This is a genomic window from Anaerococcus porci, from assembly GCF_034090325.1.
GTDB lineage: Bacteria > Bacillota > Clostridia > Tissierellales > Peptoniphilaceae > Anaerococcus > Anaerococcus porci.
In genome coordinates this window covers 1-19,997 of record NZ_JAXDSU010000066.1, presented here as the reverse complement: position 1 = coordinate 19,997, position 19,997 = coordinate 1, and the positions used below count along the sequence as shown (strand labels likewise).

General features: G+C 25.4%; 19 protein-coding genes and 1 pseudogene. All 20 read left to right on the top strand.

Translation table 11 applies throughout. The features are described 5' to 3' along the window. On the top strand, nucleotides 1–524 hold a 524-nt coding region (locus SOR60_RS07260), incomplete at its 5' end, for a DNA-binding protein (protein WP_320595603.1). Between the two features lie 145 nt (nucleotides 525–669). Next, complete coding sequence (locus SOR60_RS07255) at nucleotides 670–867, top strand: helix-turn-helix domain-containing protein (RefSeq protein WP_154542239.1); 198 nt, start codon at nucleotides 670–672, stop codon at nucleotides 865–867. Nucleotides 868–918: 51 nt separating this feature from the next. Then, on the top strand, nucleotides 919–1,599 hold the full coding sequence (locus tag SOR60_RS07250; protein WP_154542241.1) for a response regulator transcription factor: 681 nt from the start codon (nucleotides 919–921) through the stop codon (nucleotides 1,597–1,599). Beyond that, nucleotides 1,592–3,037 (top strand): sensor histidine kinase, encoded by a 1,446-nt coding sequence (locus SOR60_RS07245; protein WP_320595602.1) that lies wholly within the window; start codon nucleotides 1,592–1,594, stop codon nucleotides 3,035–3,037. The genes SOR60_RS07250 and SOR60_RS07245 overlap by 8 nt, the downstream gene beginning before the upstream one ends. A gap of 533 nt (nucleotides 3,038–3,570) precedes the next feature. Continuing rightward, entirely contained in the window at nucleotides 3,571–4,758 is a 1,188-nt protein-coding gene (locus tag SOR60_RS07240; RefSeq protein ID WP_154541939.1) for a radical SAM/SPASM domain-containing protein, read from the top strand. A 14-nt stretch (nucleotides 4,759–4,772) separates the two neighbouring features. After that, on the top strand, nucleotides 4,773–5,651 hold the full coding sequence (locus SOR60_RS07235; protein ID WP_320595601.1) for an ABC transporter ATP-binding protein: 879 nt from the start codon (nucleotides 4,773–4,775) through the stop codon (nucleotides 5,649–5,651). Next, complete coding sequence (locus tag SOR60_RS07230; protein WP_154541935.1) at nucleotides 5,629–6,381, top strand: hypothetical protein; 753 nt, start codon at nucleotides 5,629–5,631, stop codon at nucleotides 6,379–6,381. The genes SOR60_RS07235 and SOR60_RS07230 overlap by 23 nt, the downstream gene beginning before the upstream one ends. Beyond that, the gene (locus tag SOR60_RS07225) at nucleotides 6,382–6,990 is read left to right on the top strand and encodes a CPBP family intramembrane glutamic endopeptidase (protein ID WP_320595600.1); all 609 of its coding nucleotides are present in this window, start codon (nucleotides 6,382–6,384) and stop codon (nucleotides 6,988–6,990) included. Further along, nucleotides 6,990–7,412, top strand: a complete 423-nt coding sequence (locus SOR60_RS07220) for a hypothetical protein (RefSeq protein WP_154541931.1) — start codon at nucleotides 6,990–6,992, stop codon at nucleotides 7,410–7,412. The genes SOR60_RS07225 and SOR60_RS07220 overlap by 1 nt, the downstream gene beginning before the upstream one ends. 2 nt (nucleotides 7,413–7,414) lie before the next feature. Further along, nucleotides 7,415–8,995: an ATP-binding cassette domain-containing protein gene (locus tag SOR60_RS07215; RefSeq protein WP_154541929.1), complete on the top strand. Its 1,581-nt coding sequence runs from the start codon at nucleotides 7,415–7,417 to the stop codon at nucleotides 8,993–8,995. Between the two features lie 570 nt (nucleotides 8,996–9,565). Beyond that, nucleotides 9,566–10,222 (top strand): DNA-binding protein, encoded by a 657-nt coding sequence (locus SOR60_RS07210; protein WP_154541927.1) that lies wholly within the window; start codon nucleotides 9,566–9,568, stop codon nucleotides 10,220–10,222. 231 nt (nucleotides 10,223–10,453) lie between these two features. Then, a complete protein-coding gene (locus SOR60_RS07205; RefSeq protein ID WP_154541925.1) occupies nucleotides 10,454–10,603 on the top strand; it encodes a hypothetical protein in 150 nt (49 codons plus the stop codon). 99 nt (nucleotides 10,604–10,702) lie between these two features. Continuing rightward, nucleotides 10,703–11,800: a radical SAM/SPASM domain-containing protein gene (locus SOR60_RS07200; protein WP_154541923.1), complete on the top strand. Its 1,098-nt coding sequence runs from the start codon at nucleotides 10,703–10,705 to the stop codon at nucleotides 11,798–11,800. After that, a complete protein-coding gene (locus SOR60_RS07195; RefSeq protein WP_154541921.1) occupies nucleotides 11,797–12,078 on the top strand; it encodes a hypothetical protein in 282 nt (93 codons plus the stop codon). Before SOR60_RS07200 ends, SOR60_RS07195 begins: the two co-directional genes overlap by 4 nt. 5 nt (nucleotides 12,079–12,083) lie before the next feature. Beyond that, nucleotides 12,084–13,544 carry a B12-binding domain-containing radical SAM protein gene (locus SOR60_RS07190; protein WP_154541919.1) on the top strand — a complete coding sequence of 487 codons (1,461 nt, stop codon included), beginning with the start codon at nucleotides 12,084–12,086 and terminating at the stop codon, nucleotides 13,542–13,544. Beyond that, on the top strand, nucleotides 13,537–14,712 hold the full coding sequence (locus SOR60_RS07185; RefSeq protein ID WP_320595598.1) for an MFS transporter: 1,176 nt from the start codon (nucleotides 13,537–13,539) through the stop codon (nucleotides 14,710–14,712). The genes SOR60_RS07190 and SOR60_RS07185 overlap by 8 nt, the downstream gene beginning before the upstream one ends. After that, the gene (locus SOR60_RS07180) at nucleotides 14,712–16,814 is read left to right on the top strand and encodes a carbamoyltransferase C-terminal domain-containing protein (RefSeq protein WP_154541915.1); all 2,103 of its coding nucleotides are present in this window, start codon (nucleotides 14,712–14,714) and stop codon (nucleotides 16,812–16,814) included. Before SOR60_RS07185 ends, SOR60_RS07180 begins: the two co-directional genes overlap by 1 nt. 2 nt (nucleotides 16,815–16,816) lie before the next feature. Continuing rightward, on the top strand, nucleotides 16,817–18,013 hold the full coding sequence (locus SOR60_RS07175; RefSeq protein WP_320595597.1) for a metallopeptidase TldD-related protein: 1,197 nt from the start codon (nucleotides 16,817–16,819) through the stop codon (nucleotides 18,011–18,013). A gap of 1,151 nt (nucleotides 18,014–19,164) precedes the next feature. Next, a complete protein-coding gene (locus SOR60_RS07170; protein ID WP_320595596.1) occupies nucleotides 19,165–19,932 on the top strand; it encodes a sensor histidine kinase in 768 nt (255 codons plus the stop codon). Further along, a pseudogene (locus tag SOR60_RS07165) lies at nucleotides 19,904–19,997 on the top strand (response regulator transcription factor); the annotation flags it as partial. The gene SOR60_RS07170 and the pseudogene SOR60_RS07165, both read left to right, overlap by 29 nt.

Below are 19,997 nucleotides of genomic sequence, written 5' to 3'. Positions count from 1 at the left end.
ATATGAACAATGACACAACAGGTCTACTAAGTGATGACTTTGACTATATGATTGATGACATGAAAGAACAAGGTAAGATTGTTGAAAATGTCAGTGATATTGAAGCAAAAGATGATCTTATAAATCTTGTCGGTAATATAGCTGGTCAAGTAGAAAATCTTGAAAGGGAGAATGCTAATGGAGAAAAGTTCAAAGTAAGTAATTTTTCTCTTGTTTCAAAAGATAACGATGGGAATAAAGTTTATACCAATTGTTCAGCCTATGGAGATAAGACAAAAGATTTAGAAAACCTAAAACAAGGAGATTTTGTTAAAATATTTGGACAAGTAAAAACAAGCATTGATAACAATGGAAAGGAACATAAAAATGTTCGTATTTTGTCTTCTAAGCTCTTAAAAGCAAAAGAACAAGTAAAGAGTCAAGACAAGGATAAAAAGTCCATATTAGGGCAAATAAAAAGCTTTAAGACAGATGATAAAGCTAAGTCAAATAAGAAAGACCATAGCAAAGGTGCAGAGAGGTAAATATCGGCAGTCTTAGGACTGCCTTTATTTTTTTGTTTAGTTTAACGCAGTAAATCATATAATTGAAAGGAATCTGTGTTCTATGTTATAATTAAGTAGTTAATCTATACCTTTAGAAAGGTAAAATATAGAATTGGAGAATGATATGGGATTTTCATATAATAAATTATGGAAGTTATTAATAGATAAAGATATGAAAAAAATGGACTTACAAGAAATAGCTAATATTTCTCCGGCTACAATAGCAAAAATGGGGAAAGGTGAGTTTGTAAGTGTGGAAACATTATACAGGAATTGTAAAGCACTTAATGTAAATTTTGGTGATATTGTATCAATTGTGTGAATATAATTATTCTAAAAAATTGCAGTAAATAGTGATTGTTAGGAAGTTATTATGAAAAATAATATAAGATTACTTGTTATTGAGGATAACGAAGAAATAATTGATTTAATTAAGCTATATAAGCCAGATAACTTTTTTATGAAAGAGGCAAAAAATGGAAAGGAGGGACTAAAAGAATTTTCAAAAGAAATATTTGATATTGTAGTATTAGATCTCATGTTACCTATAGTAGATGGTTATGAAGTTTTAGAAAAAATTCGAGAAAAAAGTAATATCCCGATTATAATATTGTCTTCTAAAAATTTAGATTTTGAAATTATTTTAGGACTTGATAAAGGTGCTGACGATTATATTGTAAAACCATTTAATCCGATGGAACTTTTTGCTCGAGTTAATGCTTTGCTAAGGAGACTAAGTTTTTCAGAAAAAGATAATAAAAAAATTGCTTGTGACAATTTAGAATTAAATAGGGACTCTTGTGAAGTTTTGAAAAATAGAAAAAAGATAGATTTAACTGGTCAAGAATTTAAATTACTCGAATTTTTTATGGTAAACAAAAATATAGTTTTTACGAAAAATATAATCATGGAAAGAGTTTGGGAAAATGACTATTATGATGAAAATGTTGTGTCAGTCTATATAAGTCGCATTCGAGAAAAAATAGGAAAAAATTCAGATGGAGAAAACTATATTGTAACAATTCGAGGATTGGGGTATAAATTCGATGGTTAAGTTTAGAGGAGAGATTAAGTTTAATAGGTTTTTATTTTTGAACTTAATAATAATAGTGTCGATTGTATATGGATACTACATTATTTCATCAATTACCTTAGATTCAATAGGAAGTAATATTTTTTCAAAAGTAGCAAACCAGTATTCAGCAGACTATATTTTTGATAATAATAGGGTAGACAAAGAGAATCTAAATAAAATAAGAGGCATAGATGGATGGATTTTTATTATTAACGAAGACTTAAGTTTAGATTATACCTCTAATGATATAGCCCCAAATAATTATAATTTTAAAGATATTATAAACCTAAACAAAGGTATTTATGAATACAATGGGAAAAAGTATTTTGGATCTGTAAAAAGTCTAACTAATAATAAATACGGAGTTGTGGTAGTGCCTTCTAAATATATCAAGAATCAAATTTTACTTACCCCTCAAAAACAAAATCTTAATCTTTTTATTTTATTTTTTGTAATAAGAATTTTGATTTTTATATTAGGGACTTTTATTGTATTGTTTTTGTTTTCAAGATTACTATTCGATAGATTGCATAAACCATTAGAAGAATTAGAATACGGATTTTCAAAATTAAAAGAAGAGAAATATTCTTTTATTGAAGATTCGAATAATAGAATAAAAATTACTGAATTTTCTTATATTAGAGATGCATTTAATTCAACGGTTGAATCTTTAAGAGAACTGAAAAATGAAAGGATAGAGAATAAAGCTAGAAGAATGCAATTATTTGTTGACATAAGACATGATCTAAAAACTCCTATAACAGTGATTAAGGGGTTTTCTGAAGCGCTGATTAATAAGAAAATAGCAGAAAGAGATTTAAATAAGTACTTAAAAGCTATAAATAAAAATGCAATTATTATTGATTCATTATTAAATCAGATGTCAGAAATAATTGAGTATGAAGACTATAAGTATAAGTTAAATCTTGAAATTATAGATATTTGTGAATATATGAGACAGTCAATTATAGATTTTCTACCCGTTTTTGAACAACATAATATAGAGACAGAAATAAAAATACCAGAGGAACAATTATTTGTAGAAATTGATAAGAATATTTTTAATAGAGCTATAAAAAATCTAATGCAGAATTTAGTGGATCATAATATGGCGGGTAGAAAAGCATACTTTGAAATAAAGTGTTGTAGTAATAAAATATTAGTGATAATTGGAGACACAGGATGTAAAATAAATGAAAAAATAGCTCAAAATATATTTGATCCATTTGTAACCGATGATAGTTCCAGAAACAGTGCGAATAAAAATAAAGGCTTAGGTTTAGCTATTACAAAGAAGATTGTTGAGTTACATCAGGGAAGAATATACTTAACTCAGCAGAACACTAATAGTTACACTAAATACTTTACAATTGAGCTAGAAATATATAATTATGATAAACAAACGGTTAAAGATTAGAGTTAGTAACCTATCTATGATATGTCCTTACCTTACTGATGATTCATGAAAGGAGGGACATATCAGGTTGCTAGCTCTGTTTTTTTAAAGAATATTTATGTTAAAGTAAAGCAGATTTAATCTAATGTAAGGTTGCTGTTATATAAGAGAAATAATTAACTGATATTATATAGATATCAAAGAAATGGAGGTGAATTAAATGTTATTCAGAAGCAAAAAAGCTTTAGCACCAGGTTGTATTAGCGTTGGTCCTTTTGGTGTATGTATAAGCTATGGAAAGAATTGGTAAACATTATAACTCAGCAATTATATAACATTGAAAAATAATTGCTAAAAATTACTTAGTGGTTGCTATATGGATAATAAATCATTTCCAATATCAGTTATTAATTATTAAGGTCTAAGGTCAATCTTTATTTATGATTTGAGACTTCGAGATCATAGAGTGATTTCTAACTATATAGTTAATTCGTGATTATTGAATTCGATTTATTATTTGTAGCAACCTTTTTAATTTATTTGTGGGAGAAAATATGAATAAAAATGTAAAAATATTTAATGTTAATGGAATTAATATTATTGGAAACTTTAATAACGGTGCGGTTATTGGGCTTGAAGAAGATGCGCTAGATTATTTAGAAAAAGGTTCTCCATATAATAAGGATAAAGCATTAGAATTAGAAAGAGCGTTATTAGAATTAGGTTATTACGATGAGACCGATTTTCGAGTGGACTCTGCTTATTTACATGTTAATGATAGATGTAATCTACATTGTATCGGATGTTATTCTTATGTTGAAAATAGAAATAACAAGACGGAGTTAACCTATGAAGAAATCTGCAATATACTTAAAAAATTAAAGGAATCAGGTGTTAAAGGGATTGTAATATCTGGAGGGGAACCATTTTTAAGGGATGACATGGGTAAGATTTGTAGATATATAAAAGAAGAACTAAGAATAGAGAAACTGTGTACCATAACAAATGGAACTTTAGATATTGATAGGTATGCTTCAGCGATAGACTATATAGATGAATTTAATATTTCTATTGATGGATATAATGAACAAGTGCAATATATTAGGGATAAGGGGATAATGTCTTTAGTTCTCTCAAATATAAAGAGAATAAAAGAATTAACACCAAATATTAATTTGATAGTAACTTTACATAAGAAAAACTATAATGAAATGGGGAAATATAATGAACTTGCAGAAGAATTAGGTGTAAGTTATTCTTTCAGTATTTTTACAAACGAATTTGGAGATGAGGTGTTCAAAGATTATATTCTAGGAGATGATGATCTAGTAAAAATAGAAAAGATACTTATGGATTTAAATGTAAATACTAAAATATCGGACACACCAATAGGGACTTTTGGCATTAATTGTAGAAAAAGCTGTGAAGCTGGTAAGAAACTTATAAGCATAGATTCAAAAGGAGATATTTATCCATGTCATATGTTGCATTCTAGCAGATTCAAATTAGGAAATGCTTTAGAGACAAAAAATATTAAAGAATTACTAAAAAGTCCAAACAATATGTTCTTAGGAATTGAAGTTAGCAAAATAAATAATTGTAAAGAGTGCGAATACAAATATCTATGTGGTGGAGGATGTAGAGGAAGAAGTTTTCTTAAGTATGACAGTATACAAGAAAAAGACGCATATTGTGCATTAAATTATAGATATTTTAAAAATTTAATCGAAAATATAATTTAATTAGGGGGGGAAGAATGTGTTTATTAAAGATAGATTCTCTAACTAAAAATTATGGGGATAAAAAAGGTCTATTTAATTTTTCAATGGAATTAAATAGTGGAGATATTGTTGGTCTCATTGGAGTTAATGGAGCGGGTAAGACTACTTTATTAAATATGATATCAGGAAATATTATACCAGATTCTGGAGAACTTTTTTATAAAGAGAATAAAATGGAAATAGACTCTTCATATAGAAAAAATTTTGGAATTTCAGTTAATCCAGGATTCTATGATTATATGAATACTTATGAGAATTTAAGATCAATATTATTTCTCAATGAAGAAAAAGATAAAAACGAAATAGACGAAAAGATAAGAAATGTTTTAAATGTAGTTGGTCTTAATAATGTAGAAGGAAAAAAGATAAAGGAATTTTCCTTCGGAATGAAACAAAGACTTGGTTTTGCACAAGCGATTTTGAATACAAAATCTATAATGCTTTTAGATGAGCCATTTGTTGGACTTGATATTAATGGAAGATCAATGGTTAAGGAATACATAAAAAAAATGGTTAAAAACAAAAATTTAGCTGTTATTTTTTCAGACCATAATTTAGATGAAGTTAAATCACTTTGCAATAGACTTATAGTAATAAGAGGAGGAGAAAAAATATATGATGGGGATTTAGACATTAAGAGTTCAGTATTGATTAAGGTTAAAAGTACAATTGATTTGGATGAAAACTATGTAGAGATTCTAGATGATTTTACTGTAAAAATATCAAACCAAAATTTAAATAAAAAACTTGAATATATAGCTAAATTGACTGAAATTACAAAAATAGAAAGAATAATAAATCCGTTAGAAAAAATGTTAGAGGTGAGAACAGATGCTAAAAATAATAAAATTTGAATTAATTAAACAGTTAAAAAGAAAAGAAAACTTTATTCTTCTTTTTATGTTTTTAATTCCACTACTTTATTCTATTGGTGTTTATAACAACTCAAGTGTTATAACTTACAATAGCAATGAAGCAGTGAATGGGTTAGCTTTTGCAAATAGTATGTATGTTTTCGTTTATATGGTGTTTGTGTTTTATTTGATTTTAGCTATAAATAGTTCTAACATATTGAGAGGAGAGATAGACAACGGTAGTACTTCAATTATGTTAACAAGAATAAATAATAGAAAGAAGATTTATAATGCAAAACTATATGAACAAATTATTTATTGGGCGATAGTGACAATTCTGTTCATTCTATTTTCAATAATTTGCTACTATATTTTTGTTTCAAGATTAGATATATCTGATGGTAGACTAATAGGAACAAATTGGGCTAACGAGTTATTAGCAATTATCGCTATTTATTCATCATATATTTTCGTGATAAGCATGGTTCAAAGTATGAGTATGTATTTTAAATCTTATGTTTCCATAGGGATATTTATTGTAGTTTGGATAATATTGTTATATTTTAAAGAGTTTCCTGGTGTTAAAATCATTTCGCCAATATACTATCTTGAAAATCTAATAGATTCTGGGAGATTTTTAGATTTTATTAAGTTTATGATTATAAACTGGGGTCTGGTTATTATTTTTTCATTTATCGGAAGTAGAAAATTCACAAGGAGTGACATATAAATGCTTGAAAAAATTAAAAAACTTGATTTAAGTCGTTTTATATTTTTGAGTATTTTACCACAAATTTTAGTGTTTGCAATTAGCTTAGTTTTTATAGCTTTAGATTTGCAGTTTGATAAGTATGGCGTTATACAAACTTTTCTAATATTACCATTATCCTTTGTAATACTACCATACTTATTTTTGGTAAAATCAGGAGAAGAAATAAGCTTGAAGAACATCGGAATTAGAAATTTTAGTTCTAAAACAATATGTATTTTTTCTTTATTAATAATATTGATAACTGCTGTCATATATGGTTTAGGAAAATGGGATTACTCGATTATATTTTTTGCACTGCAAACATTAGTGGTATCAATATCTGAAGAATTATGGGCTAGGGGTATGCTTATTAATGAGTTAAAAAAAAGTAAGTTTTCTCAAATTATTTGTGTTTTAGTCTCAAGCCTAATATTTGCATTTATAACACATCAAAATCGACCTGTATATGAAAACCTAACCAATAGATTTCCTTTTGCTATTATTATGGGGTTAATATATTATAGGACTCAAAAAATTGAGTTGCCGATTTTAATACATTTTGCAAACAATATGATAGGAGGTATTTAATGTCAAAGATTATTAGGAAAAACTTGATGGGATCTTTACTTGTAAATGTTACAATGATAATTATTTTATCTATGCTAAAAGAAAAGTTAGAAGTAATTAGTTTTATGCTGATTGTGATAAGCCCAGTTTTATTTAGTATAATAATGTGTTATTTTCTAAATAAGGGCTATAGCATTAATCAAAAAGATAAGACTAAGGTAAATGTACTATACTTTTTTATGAATTTTATATTCTATGTATTCCTTTTTATAATGTTACGAGATGGCACAATAATTAATGATATAGTTTCAAAAGCACAAACGTTACAAACAGAATATATAACAGTTTCAAAAAATTCGAACTTTTTACTATCATTTGTTATTTTTCTCGTATTATCATATGTTGGTCATAAATTAGTGCTTGATAGAATTAGAGATGAGTAACTATGAAATTATATAAAGGAAAAGGAAAAATAATAATTCTAATTATATTACAGGTTATTTATTCTTTATTAAATTCTGGGTTTGCTATCTCAATAAAAAATATTACAGATTCAATAACGATAGGAAATTATGATGTATTTAAAAATAATATTATTAAAACAACTACTTCTGTTGCACTGTTAATATTTGTATTGCTAATATCTATAGTGCTAAAAAATAGTATTTCATCAGAATATATGAAAACTATTAGATTTAACGCATTAAAATATTTTTATAATACTAATACTATAGAGGTTAATGAAGAGGATAAATCTGAATTTTTTAGTTTTTTAACAAATCAATTAGACGTACTAGAAGAATCATATATTAAAATAAGGTTAGAAATCATTAGTGACTTAATATTGTTGATAATTTCTACAATAACAATAATTTATTTTAATGTATTATTTTTACCTCTTGTATTAATAATTGGACTAATATTATGTATCGCACCACTTATTTTAAAAAAATGGATTAATAAAGAAAGTGAATATAGGATTAAAAACTATGAAAAGTACATGTCTATTAGTAAAAACTATATAGATTTGTTTTATTTAATAAAATCCTTTAATATCATGGATAAAATATTGACTAATTTTAAATTAGTAGTTGATAATTCTGCGGAATCAAAAAAACGTTTAGAAAATAAGATTGGGATGGCTAATGGAGCTATATCATTCTTGAATTTAATTGTAACATTAATTATATATATATTAGGAGGGTATCTAGTTTTTGAAAAAACTATAAGCATTGGAATGCTGATAGCAGTAGCTCAACTTATGGCGAATGTAACTTTTCCTTTAACTAATATTATATCGGCAATAAATGAAATAAATTCATCTAAGCCTATTAGAGAGTCTTATAACGCTTTGTTGAATAATGGAAATAATGCTAAATCGAATATAAAAAAAGATATATTTCCAATAAAACTACAAAATATTTCATTTTCTAGCGAAGATAAAAACATATTAGATAAAGTGAATTTAAAGATAGATAAGGGTAAAAATTATTTGCTTTTAGGATCTAATGGATCAGGTAAAAGTACATTGGCTAAGATAATATCTGGAATTATAGATAACTATAAAGGGGAAATAATTAGTGGAAATAGTTGCCATTTATCAGAAATAATATATATATCTAAAGATAATCAGATATTTGATGATACAGTTAAAAATAATTTAGGATTATATGGACATTTTAAAATTGATGAGTCATACATAAAATTGTTTAATTTGAAAGATGACTTTTTAAAGAAAAATGCTAATGATTTGTCGGATGGTGAAAAACAAAAATTGATATATCTCAGAAGTTTAAAAGCAAATAAACAATTGATGATATATGATGAACCTGATTCATCCTTAGATGATCAATCAAGAAAAAGTATCATAAACGATATATTAGATAATGGGTTGACAAATATAGTGATATCACATCATCTATTTAGAATTATAGACAAATTTGATGAAATTTGGTCTGTAGAAAATGGCTGTATAAGGATATACAATAGTAGCTCTGAATTTTTAAATAAACAAAACATCCTATAAATATATTAGTGATAATTGACTTCCCTTAATTTGGAAGTCTTTTTTATTTGATAATTTTAAATTCTTATAATACATAAGGAATAGAATAAATACTTACTCAAAACTGCTCCATTTGTCCTAAGTAATATAGAGGAAAGAAAACTAAGGTTAAAAATATACCTAATTTCTTTGCCTGTGATATAGGAGGTGATTTTGGGAGAATGATTGAGGGTTACAAAAAGGAATGTAAGAATTCAATTATTTAAGATGGAATAGCGTTAAAAGGAGATTACAGTTTTGATGAACTAAAAACATGGTTAGATAGTAATTTATGAATCCCAGTTTATTAAACTCAAATAACCAAATAAAAGATACAAGATACAATCCACGAAGCAGTAAATGAAATCGGTTTACTGTTTTTTATTGCTCAAAATCAAAAAGAAAGGACAAAGAAAATAAAAAACATAGAAAAAAATTTTAATGAAAGAAGAAATCAAGCAGATACAAAACAAAAGAAAAAACTTATCAGTCAGCAGAAAAAGGAAGCACGAAAAAAGAGAGATAGACGGCTTTATGAAAAAGGAGGAAATTATGGAATACAAAGATATTAGAGAAAACTTAGAAGAAATGATGAATGATAATTACAAGGATTTTATAAAAGCACTTGTGAGCATAGAAAAAGGTGTTAATGATGAAAAGGCACTTGAAGAAGTCTATATTTTATATATGAACAATGACACAACAGGTCTACTAAGTGATGACTTTGACTATATGATAGATGATATGAAAGAACAAGGTAAGATTTTTGAAAATATCAGTGATATTGAAGAGAAAGACGACCTTATAAATCTTGTGGGTAATATAGTTGGCAAAGTAGAAAATCTTGAAAGAGAAAATGCAAATGGAGAAAAATTCAAGATAAGCAATTTCTCAATTGTTTCTAAAGATGACGATGGTAATAAAATTTATACCAATTGTTCAGCCTATGAAGATAAGACAAAAGATTTAGAGAAACTAAAACAAGGAGATTTTGTTAAAATCTTCGGACAAGTAAAAACAAGTATTTATAACAACGGAAAAGAACATCAGAATGTGCGTATTTTATCTACTAAACTTTTAAAATCAAGAGAACAATTAAAGGGACAAAATAAAGAAAAGAAATCTATACTAGGACAAATAAATGATTTAAAAAGTAAAGAAAAGAAAAAGATAAAAAGGACAGAACATTTTAAAGAAGATGAGAGATAGAAGTTAAACTAAAACTTACTAGATTTAATCTTTGGTAAAGATCAAGAAAATTGAGTGTGTAGTTTTGTGTAGAATAAATTATTCACAAAAGTTAGCTGAAAATTATTTTTGAATATCATATTATAATTATAAGATTCTATGATAGAAATCTTTAATATATGTTCAATGTATGAATATATAGCATCTAATTTTGTATACAAATAGAAAAATATATTTAAGGAGGATTTGATTATGAGTAAAAAAAATCATGAGGGTAAAAAAATTAATAAGTCGGAGGATAAAAAGAAAAACACAAAAGAGCTGGAATGTAAAAAAATTGTTCCTGAAGTGGAATCAATTCCGGTCACATCTCTTCAATGGAACAGAACAAGTCCATTTTAAAAGAATTAGTTAATTAAATAACATTTTGAGCAAGATATGTTATATATAAATATTAAAACTTATTCATATCTTGCTCATATTATTATGAAAGGATAATTTATGTTTGAATTTCCAATTCAGGTAGATATTGATATTACTGAAAATTGTAATTTCAACTGTCAATATTGTTCAGCTGCTAATAGAAAAAATATAAAAGATGAATTAACAATAAACCAATTTAAACAGATTATAGATGAATTATATAATATGGGGACATATTCATTTAATTTTGCAGGTGGTGAACCACTGTTAAAAGAAGGAATATACGATTTGATAGAATATACTCTAAAGAAACCATTTATAGATTTGACTTTAGTAACCAATGGATCTTTATTAGATTCGAGATTATTCCGCATAGCAATGAATACGTCATTTCATCTAGTAATAAGTATTGATAGTTTTATTAATAGCGTAAATGATATATATAGAGAGAGCACTGATAAAGTGATTAAAAACATAAAAATACTAAAAAATAATGAAATACCATTTTCGATAGCACAAGTATTAACGAAAAAGAATATTGATTTTTTTGAAAAAAATGTTAATATTTTGAAAAATAACGGAATAGAAGATGTGCTTATAATAAAATATGTTTCTTTGTTACATAAAGATCATACAGACGACAATGAAATTCCATATGAACAATGGAAAAATTTCATTGAAAAAATAACAGCGTTAAAGTTAGAAGGTAAAATAAGAAACTATAAATTATCTGTCTCTTGTCCATGGGAGATATATCTTCCAATGCTAAATTTAGGTTACAGCTTATCAGATGTTAGCGAAATATGGGGATATTCTTCTCCTCTTATGTTTTATCCATATAGCAATTCATATAATACAGGCTGTCATGCAGGTATTACATCTTGTAATATTATATCGAATGGAGATGTATATCCATGTGTTATTTCTGGAGAAAATAAGAAACTTTTGTGTGGTAATATTATTAAAGATGATTTTAAATCAATTTGGAAAAATTCAAAAGTTTTAAATAAATTGAGAAATATAAAAATGAAAGATATAAGCGAGGTATGTGAAAAATGTAAATATGTAACATTATGTGGTGGTGGTTGCAGGATAAGATCTTTTTATAAAGATGAATATTCTTTAACTTCTAGAGACTTTTCATGTCCATATTTTATGGAGGGAATAGTGAAATGAAAATTTTTGAAATAGATGATATGCAATATCGAATAGATACTACTGATAGCGGAGCAATAATTTTCTTAAATAGAAAACTAGTTAGTATTAATAAGCCGGTATACGAATTTATTATTAATTACATATATTATGGTCTAGCTAAGGCAGAAGAATTGTTAAAAATAAATTATTCACTAAAAGAAAAAGATAAAAAAGAATTTATAGAAAACATGATTAAGCTATTTACTAAAGAAAATATATTTAGTGGATTAGTAAGAGAATATAATGAATGTAGGTGATCTTGTTGAATATCTTAGTAATTACTCCGTTTAGAAAGGGAAAGTTAATAGAGAGTGTTGTGTCTAATATAATGAATTATGAAGTTGTCAACACTGCACCTTTGCAATTATGCACATATTTAAAATCTCAAGGACATGATGTCGAATATATATCTATGCAGAATATTTTTAGATCATATAAAGATGAAGATTATGAAAGACTGAAATTAATCATTCATAGTTGTAAATTCGATGTTCTAGTTTTCCATACTGATTATTATATGAATAATACTAATACTGCAACAATATTTTCTATTAAATTGATTAGTGATATTGTAAAGAAAATGGATAAAAATAAAAGAATTATTTATTGTGGAAAGTTAACAGAAATGTTAGAAGATGAGTTGTTACAATTACTACCAAATATCGATATTGCTATAAGAGGAGAATCAGAGTTAGTAATAAATTCTTTTATAGAAGAAAAAAATATTAATTTTGATAACTATAAAAAATTTAATGGATGTCTATTAAATATAGATAAAAAGATTGTTAATAGGAGAGGGGCTAATTATATAGATGATTATAATAAATTGCCAGCTATTGATTTTAGTTTTTTAGATAAAACTATATATTTAATTGAGAAGTATATAATGAAAGTTACTAAATTACCAATTTCAATAAGAACATCATATGGTTGCCCGTATGCTTGTAATTTTTGTAAAAACACCAAGGATTGGAACAAATATAGAGTTAAATCTAGTCTTATTATAAGAAAAGAAATAGAAAATTTGAAAAGGTCGTGTAATGGAAAATTAGAACTTGTATTTTTATCCGATGAATTGTTTACTCTTAATAAGAAACATGTAATAGAAGTATGTAAGGTTTTGGAAGACAATGAAATAATTCTAAATGGTTTGTTTTCTCATTTAAATAATTTGAATGAAGAAATGATAAAATATATTTCAAGAATAAGTAGAAGTATACTTATAGGACTTGAGTCATGTAATAATACAGCAATAAAATATGCAGATAAAAATATTAATATAAACAATATATTTAAATTGGCAAAACTAGTAAAAGAAAATAAAATGGCTATTGGATTAGAATGGATAATTGGATTACCTGGTATAACGATAGAAGATGAATTAAGAGATTTAAATGCTATGTATATATTTATAGCTAATAATATTGTTGATTTCATAGAACCATATATTTTAGTCCCCCATCCAAATACTGAGTTTTGCAAAAACAATTTAAAGTATAATATTGAAATTACTAATTGTTATGAGGAAATGTTAGAAGAGGGAGGAATTCCCCAAATATCATATAATGAATTAAATAGAAAACAAATATATGTATTGTATTTAATCAGTAATATTGTTATAAGTGAGGCTTATAAAGCACAAGGGCATATAAAAGATAAAATGATTCAAGGGGATATGAATATTAAAGAGTTTAAGAAAATAATGGAGTTATTCAATGAGTAGAACAAAAATCGAATTATCAACATATGTAGTTATCAATGCTTTGCAAAAAATTGCAGATTTGTTAGCTAATTCAGTAATAACCATATTCTTGCTTTCTAAAAACATATCATATGTTAAAATTGGTATCCTTTGGAGTGTATATTTGAGTAGCTTAATGATATTTGATTTGTCAAGTGGGGCAATAGCAGATTTAATAGGTAGAAGAAAAACTTATGTTGTAGGCGTTATTTTAAGTATTTTATCCTATATTTTGTTAATTCTTGGATATTCATTCAACATATTAGTTATTTCATATGTGACAAAAGGGCTTGGTGCTGCACTTATGAGTGGATGTTTACCAGCTTGGTTAGGTTCTAAGTATGAAAGTTCAATTTTTAAAAATTATACAGGAAAGACTAAATTGATAGAAGTAATACTTACTCTACCTATTATAACTTTCATAATAATGTTGAATATAAATGAATCTTTTTTTGTATTGTATATTGTAATATTTATTCAAATTATTATTGCACTCTTATCTACTATATTTATGAGAGACAATAAAGGAGAAGTGGATTCTATATTTAAATTAACTGTAAGTGGAGTGAAGGATGTTTTTACCAACTACAATTTGATTATAAGTTTGATGATGTCAATTTTTTCTTTTGTGGCATTTTCTGCTTTTAATCTAATTTGGCAACCTTATGGTTCAGAATTAGGAATAGCTATTAAATATTTTCCAATATTAAATGGTATATATATTAGTATATCTTCTATTATTAGCTATTTGACAAGTAAATTAAATTTAAAAAGCATTATCCTAAATAATTTGTCGATGATATTATATTTATTAAGCTTTTCTATGATGATTTTATTGTCAAATCACAAATCTTTTATTGCTCTTATGTTATTTATGTGTTTATTTGCGTTTGCTTCTGGAATTTCATTTATATCAATTTCTTGTGGAATAAATGAAAATTCTACCAATAGAAATAAAGCTACTGTATTTTCGGTTGTATCTTCAGTTTCATCTCTATCTGCAGTTGTATTCCAACCTTTAGTAGCTTATTGGATGGGAAAAAATGTAAAGATGTTTTTTATGAAAATTTCATTATTATTGCTGATATTATTTATTGTATGTAACTTTTATTTTAGAATATTTAATACCAAGAAAGGAGAACACGTATAATGGACTGCTATGTAATGGGTATTAATATGTCAAATCATGACAGATCTGTAGCGATATGTAAAAATGGCGAAATCTTGACTGCTATAGCAGAGGAACGATTAGATAGGAGAAAACACTCCGATGGTTTTTATGCTAGAAATCCAAAAGATATAGTTTTACCACCATTAAAAGCCATCAATTATTGCTTATCCAGTATAAATATTTCTATTGATGATTTAGATAGCATTGTAGTAGGAAAATCCATAAACAATTGTATTGAAACAGCTATTAATTATATACCTATTAAAAATAAGAATAAAATTGTGGAATTATCAAATCCTTATCATCATTTGACTCATGCCGCAAGTGCTGTTTATAGTTCAGGCATGGATAATGGTTATGCTATTGTAATTGATGAGCAGGGAGATTGGATTAGTCAGTATAAATTCGAGAGCATAAGCTTATATAAAATTAAAGATAATAAAATAACAGAAATAGATAAGCAATTTGGGGATTATGATAATATTAGTCTCGGAATGTTCTATGATATTATAAGTTATTGTTTAGGCTTTTCTGATTCAGGTATACCTGCTGCAGGCAAAACTATGGGTTTATCTGCATATGGAAATGATATAAGGTATAATAAGAGATTCTTTAAAATCGAAAAAGGAGATATTAGATTTCTATTTGATAATTTTATTGAATTTCTCTATGAATATAAATTAATCAATAAAAGAATTAAGAGAACTGATTTACCTAAGAAAGTAGAAAAAACAACAATAATTACTGAAATTGCTAAATATATAAGACCAATAAATTGGCAAATGGATAGAGCAAAAAAAGTAGCTTCTATAGCTCAATCAGAGTTAGAAAAGAGTGTCCTTGAATATTTGAAATTTCATTTAAAAAATATATCAAATGAAATAGATTTATGTTCTTCTGGAGGAGTTTTTTTAAACACTAACTTAAATACAGCAATTTTATCTATGGATAATATAAGAAAATATTATCCGTTTCCCGCTTCTACTGATGATGGATGTTCAATAGGTATGGCATATTTAGGATCATTATCTAAAAATATAAAAGCTATACCATTAAAGTCAATATATTTGGGTAAAAAGCATGATAAAGAAGAAATTTTATCGGTTTTAGATGATAATCAAATCGAATATGAATTTTTTGACAATCCAGAAAAAGAAATAGCAAAATACTTGAACGAAGGAATGATAATAGGAATATATCAGGGGAAATCAGAATTTGGACCTAGAGCTTTAGGAAATAGGAGTATAATTGCAAAGCCAGATTCAATAAAAATTAGAGATAGACTTAATCTTAACATAAAGCATAGAGAACCATTTAGACCATTGGCACCAATTGTTCAATCTGACTGTGTTGAAAAGTATTTTGAAGGTGTTAAAGATTCTCCATATATGCTTTTTGTATCTAAAGTAATAGATAGTAGATTAATTGGAATTACTCATTATGATAATACAGCAAGAATTCAAACAGTCACGCGTTCACAGAATCAATTTATGTATAATTTATTATCAGAATATTCAAAAGTATCAGATCTTAATGTTTGTATAAATACATCATTTAATGTGAATAATGAACCAATTGTAGAAACACCTTTGGATGCAATTAATAATTTTATTTTATCAGATATGGATATTTTATTGATGAATAACTTTATAATCAAACGTAAAAATTTAGATATAAAATACATTATCAACAAGAGAAAAGATATTATGATTAATAATAAAGAAGGGGTGTTTAAGATATTGAAATGGCATACTAAAAATCATGATTATTCGAGTGCCAAAGTTTATTTCGAGCTTTTAAAAGATACATATTTGTTTAATACATTGACAGAAGATGAATATATAGATTTTCTTATAATAGCAATTAACATATATAATCATTACAATAAAAAAATAATGAATGAATATATAGAAAAGCTATTAAAATTGAATTATCCAAAAATAAACTTTTCTGATTTTTATAAATTTAGATATTTTGATGACTATAGACAAGATAAATCACATATCAAACATATTACAAAGAGTATGAAAAAAATTGAACAAGAAGGAATAATAAAGTATTTAGAAGAATTATGCAAGTAATAGTGAAAATAACAAGATATCAAATTACTAAAATGTTTAACACTCCAATAAAATCCTTAAAGAATGAATTTAAATTAAGATATTTATTTAACGGATTAAGTTATACTGAACAAGATAGGAATTACTATGAAAAGGGGTTTGACTATAAAAATAAACAATTTTATGAAAATATGTTGAATAATAAATTTGATTTTATTAAAATTGATCATAATATGTTAAATTTATCTAATTTTAAATTTTATATACAAGTGATTGAACAATTTTGTAAAAAATATAATATTGAATATTATTTAAAGTGGGAAATAGTAAATAAGAAATTAACTAATTCCCAAAAGTCAATTTCGATTCTAGATGGTCATATTGATTTAGCATTACATATTTTAAATAATTCAGTTAATGAAGTAATATATTTTTATGTTGATAATTTCAATCAATTAATTGAAAAAATGTTTTATTTTAGAGGGAAATTACAGTTTATATCTGAATTTTCCCCGGTTAAGAATATGAATTTAAAAGGGGAGAATGTATTACTTTCAGAGCTGGCAAGTGGAATTTTTATACATGAAGTAGTTGGTCATTTATCAGAATCTGATCTATTAGTTGGTAAACAAAATTTAATAAATGATTTAATTAATAAAAAGATAAATAATGAGCTAACAGTAATAGATGATGGCAGTATAATGAGTTCTGGCTGGACTCCTGTTGATGATGAATTAACTAATTCTGAAAAAACAACATTGATAAAGTCTGGAAAATGGCATAAATTTCTTCATTCTAATTATACATCTGAGATATTTAACACACATAGTACTGGAAATTGTAGGATTTCATATCCGGAATTTAAACCTCAAGTAAGGATGACTAATTTGGTAATTGACAAAGGTAGTACAGACTTAGACTTATTATTAAAAAAGAATGATAAATTTATTTTTATAGATAGCTTTTCAACTTGCTATGGTTTTAGAAAGATTCATATTGTTCCTAACCGATCTTATTATTATCAAAATGGTAATTTAGAACCAGTAAGAATAAATGAATTAATTATCGATGCCTATGATATTTTAGGAAAAATTATATATGTAGGAAATAAAGATGATATTATTCAAAGTACATTAACTGGTTGTAAAAAATTCTCAAAGAGTATACTTCCTGTTAGTATCAGATCTCCTAAGTTATTCTTTGAGAGCTTTATATCTTGATATTTATAGATTTTTTATTTCATATTTATGAATTTGTAAAACATAGTTTTATAGAATTTAGCGTGCCTATTTTTTAGTAATGTCCGAAAGTTTGTGTAAATTAATAAGCTGCAATATTTAAATTATTTATTTTAACATAAGTATTATCAAAACTATCATAATTTATAATAATATAAATAATTAGATGATCTAAAGTTCGACATTAATATGAAATTAAGATAAAAATATCCAAAGAAATAAAATATTAAAACTACTAATTTATGATAAGATTTAGTTTATAATAGTATTAGGTAAGCTTAAACAAATACAAATGTTAACTCCAAATATGGATAGTTAATACTTTTTATTTATTAATTCATAAAGGAAGAAAAATGAAAAAAGAAAATTTAATCTTGATTATTCATATATTATTACAAGTTATTTTATTTATACCAATAATTCCTTTTTTAAAATATTACCAAGAATTGGAAATGGGAGTCTTTATAGCAATTTCTCTAAGCATAATAAACTTTATTACGTATGTGATTACTATATTAAATGATGAGAAAGAATTCGTTCTGAATTATAGTTTACTTACCATACTATTTATTATTTTTATTTTTATAGAAGATTTAATGTTGAGAGATTTTTTGATAGGCAAATATATCGAATTAATGATTTACAACTTACTTTTATTGGGAAATCTAGAGCTTATATATTCAATAAAAAAGTTAAATATAATAAGAACTTTAATAACTATTATTATTGCTATTTCAGCAATAATAATGAATTATAATTATATGCTTTCTAGTTTATTATTTAAGAGTGTTTTCATTATTTTGCTAATAAGCCCTTGTATTTTGTGGCTAATAAATAAAAACGTAAGAAAGTATCATAGTCGTTCCACTATGTTTTTGCAAATAAGTTTTATTATTTCTTTCATTATTTATATGTATTTTAATAATATAGAAATTATTTCGATTAGTGAATATCTTTTATTATCATTGGTGTTCATGGAATTAATATTGTTGTACAAGATGATAAGTACAAATATAAAAAACAGAATCTTGTTATTTACTAATGCAATGAGAAAGCTTTTACCTGGATATACTATTTTATTTATAATATTATTTTTAGTCGGTATGACTTTAAGGGTGATTGTTATTATATCTTTGTACTTTTTTATTTTTTTGACAGAATTTAGAAGTTACAGAAAATATAGAAATTATAAACTCATTACATTTGATGAAGTTTTGGAGGGTTACTATTATGAAAAGTACAAGGATACTGAACTTGAAAAGCTTAATATCCTGAAAATACAAACATTTTTACACGATGATATACTTCAAATTATTATAGCAATACGTAGATGGATTGAAGATAATTTAACTGGCTCAGGAAAAGATTATATCTTACAAAATCTAGAAAAATTAAATGATTTAATTCGACATGAAATAGACTCATTTAATCCAAAACTTAAGGATTACAAATCTTTATATGAAGCATATAATAGACTTATATCAGATTTGGAAGATATGTATTTAAACAAACAGATGCTTATTGAATTTGAATGCGATCAAAATCTTAATTTACCAACTCCTTATGATGAGTTAATATATAAATGTATCAACGAATTATTAATAAATGCGTTCAAGCATTCTAAAGGTTATAACACACATATAATACTAAAAGTTGAAAATAGTACGATATATTTAATAATTACGAATATCGGAGATTATATAAATGATGAAAACAAAATTAAAGATGGAAACATTGGATTAAATGTTTTACGATTAAATTTGAAGCAATATAGGGGAATATTTACTTTTAATATATTTAACGATGATGAGAATTCAGAAGAATCTTATGTACAATTTAAAATAGATATACCTATGGATAGGAGTGTAATAAATGAAAATCTTATTAATAGAAGATCATAAAATGGTAGCTACTTCTCTGAAAATGAGCTTGGAAAAAGAAAATTCGATTTCTGTAGATATAATAA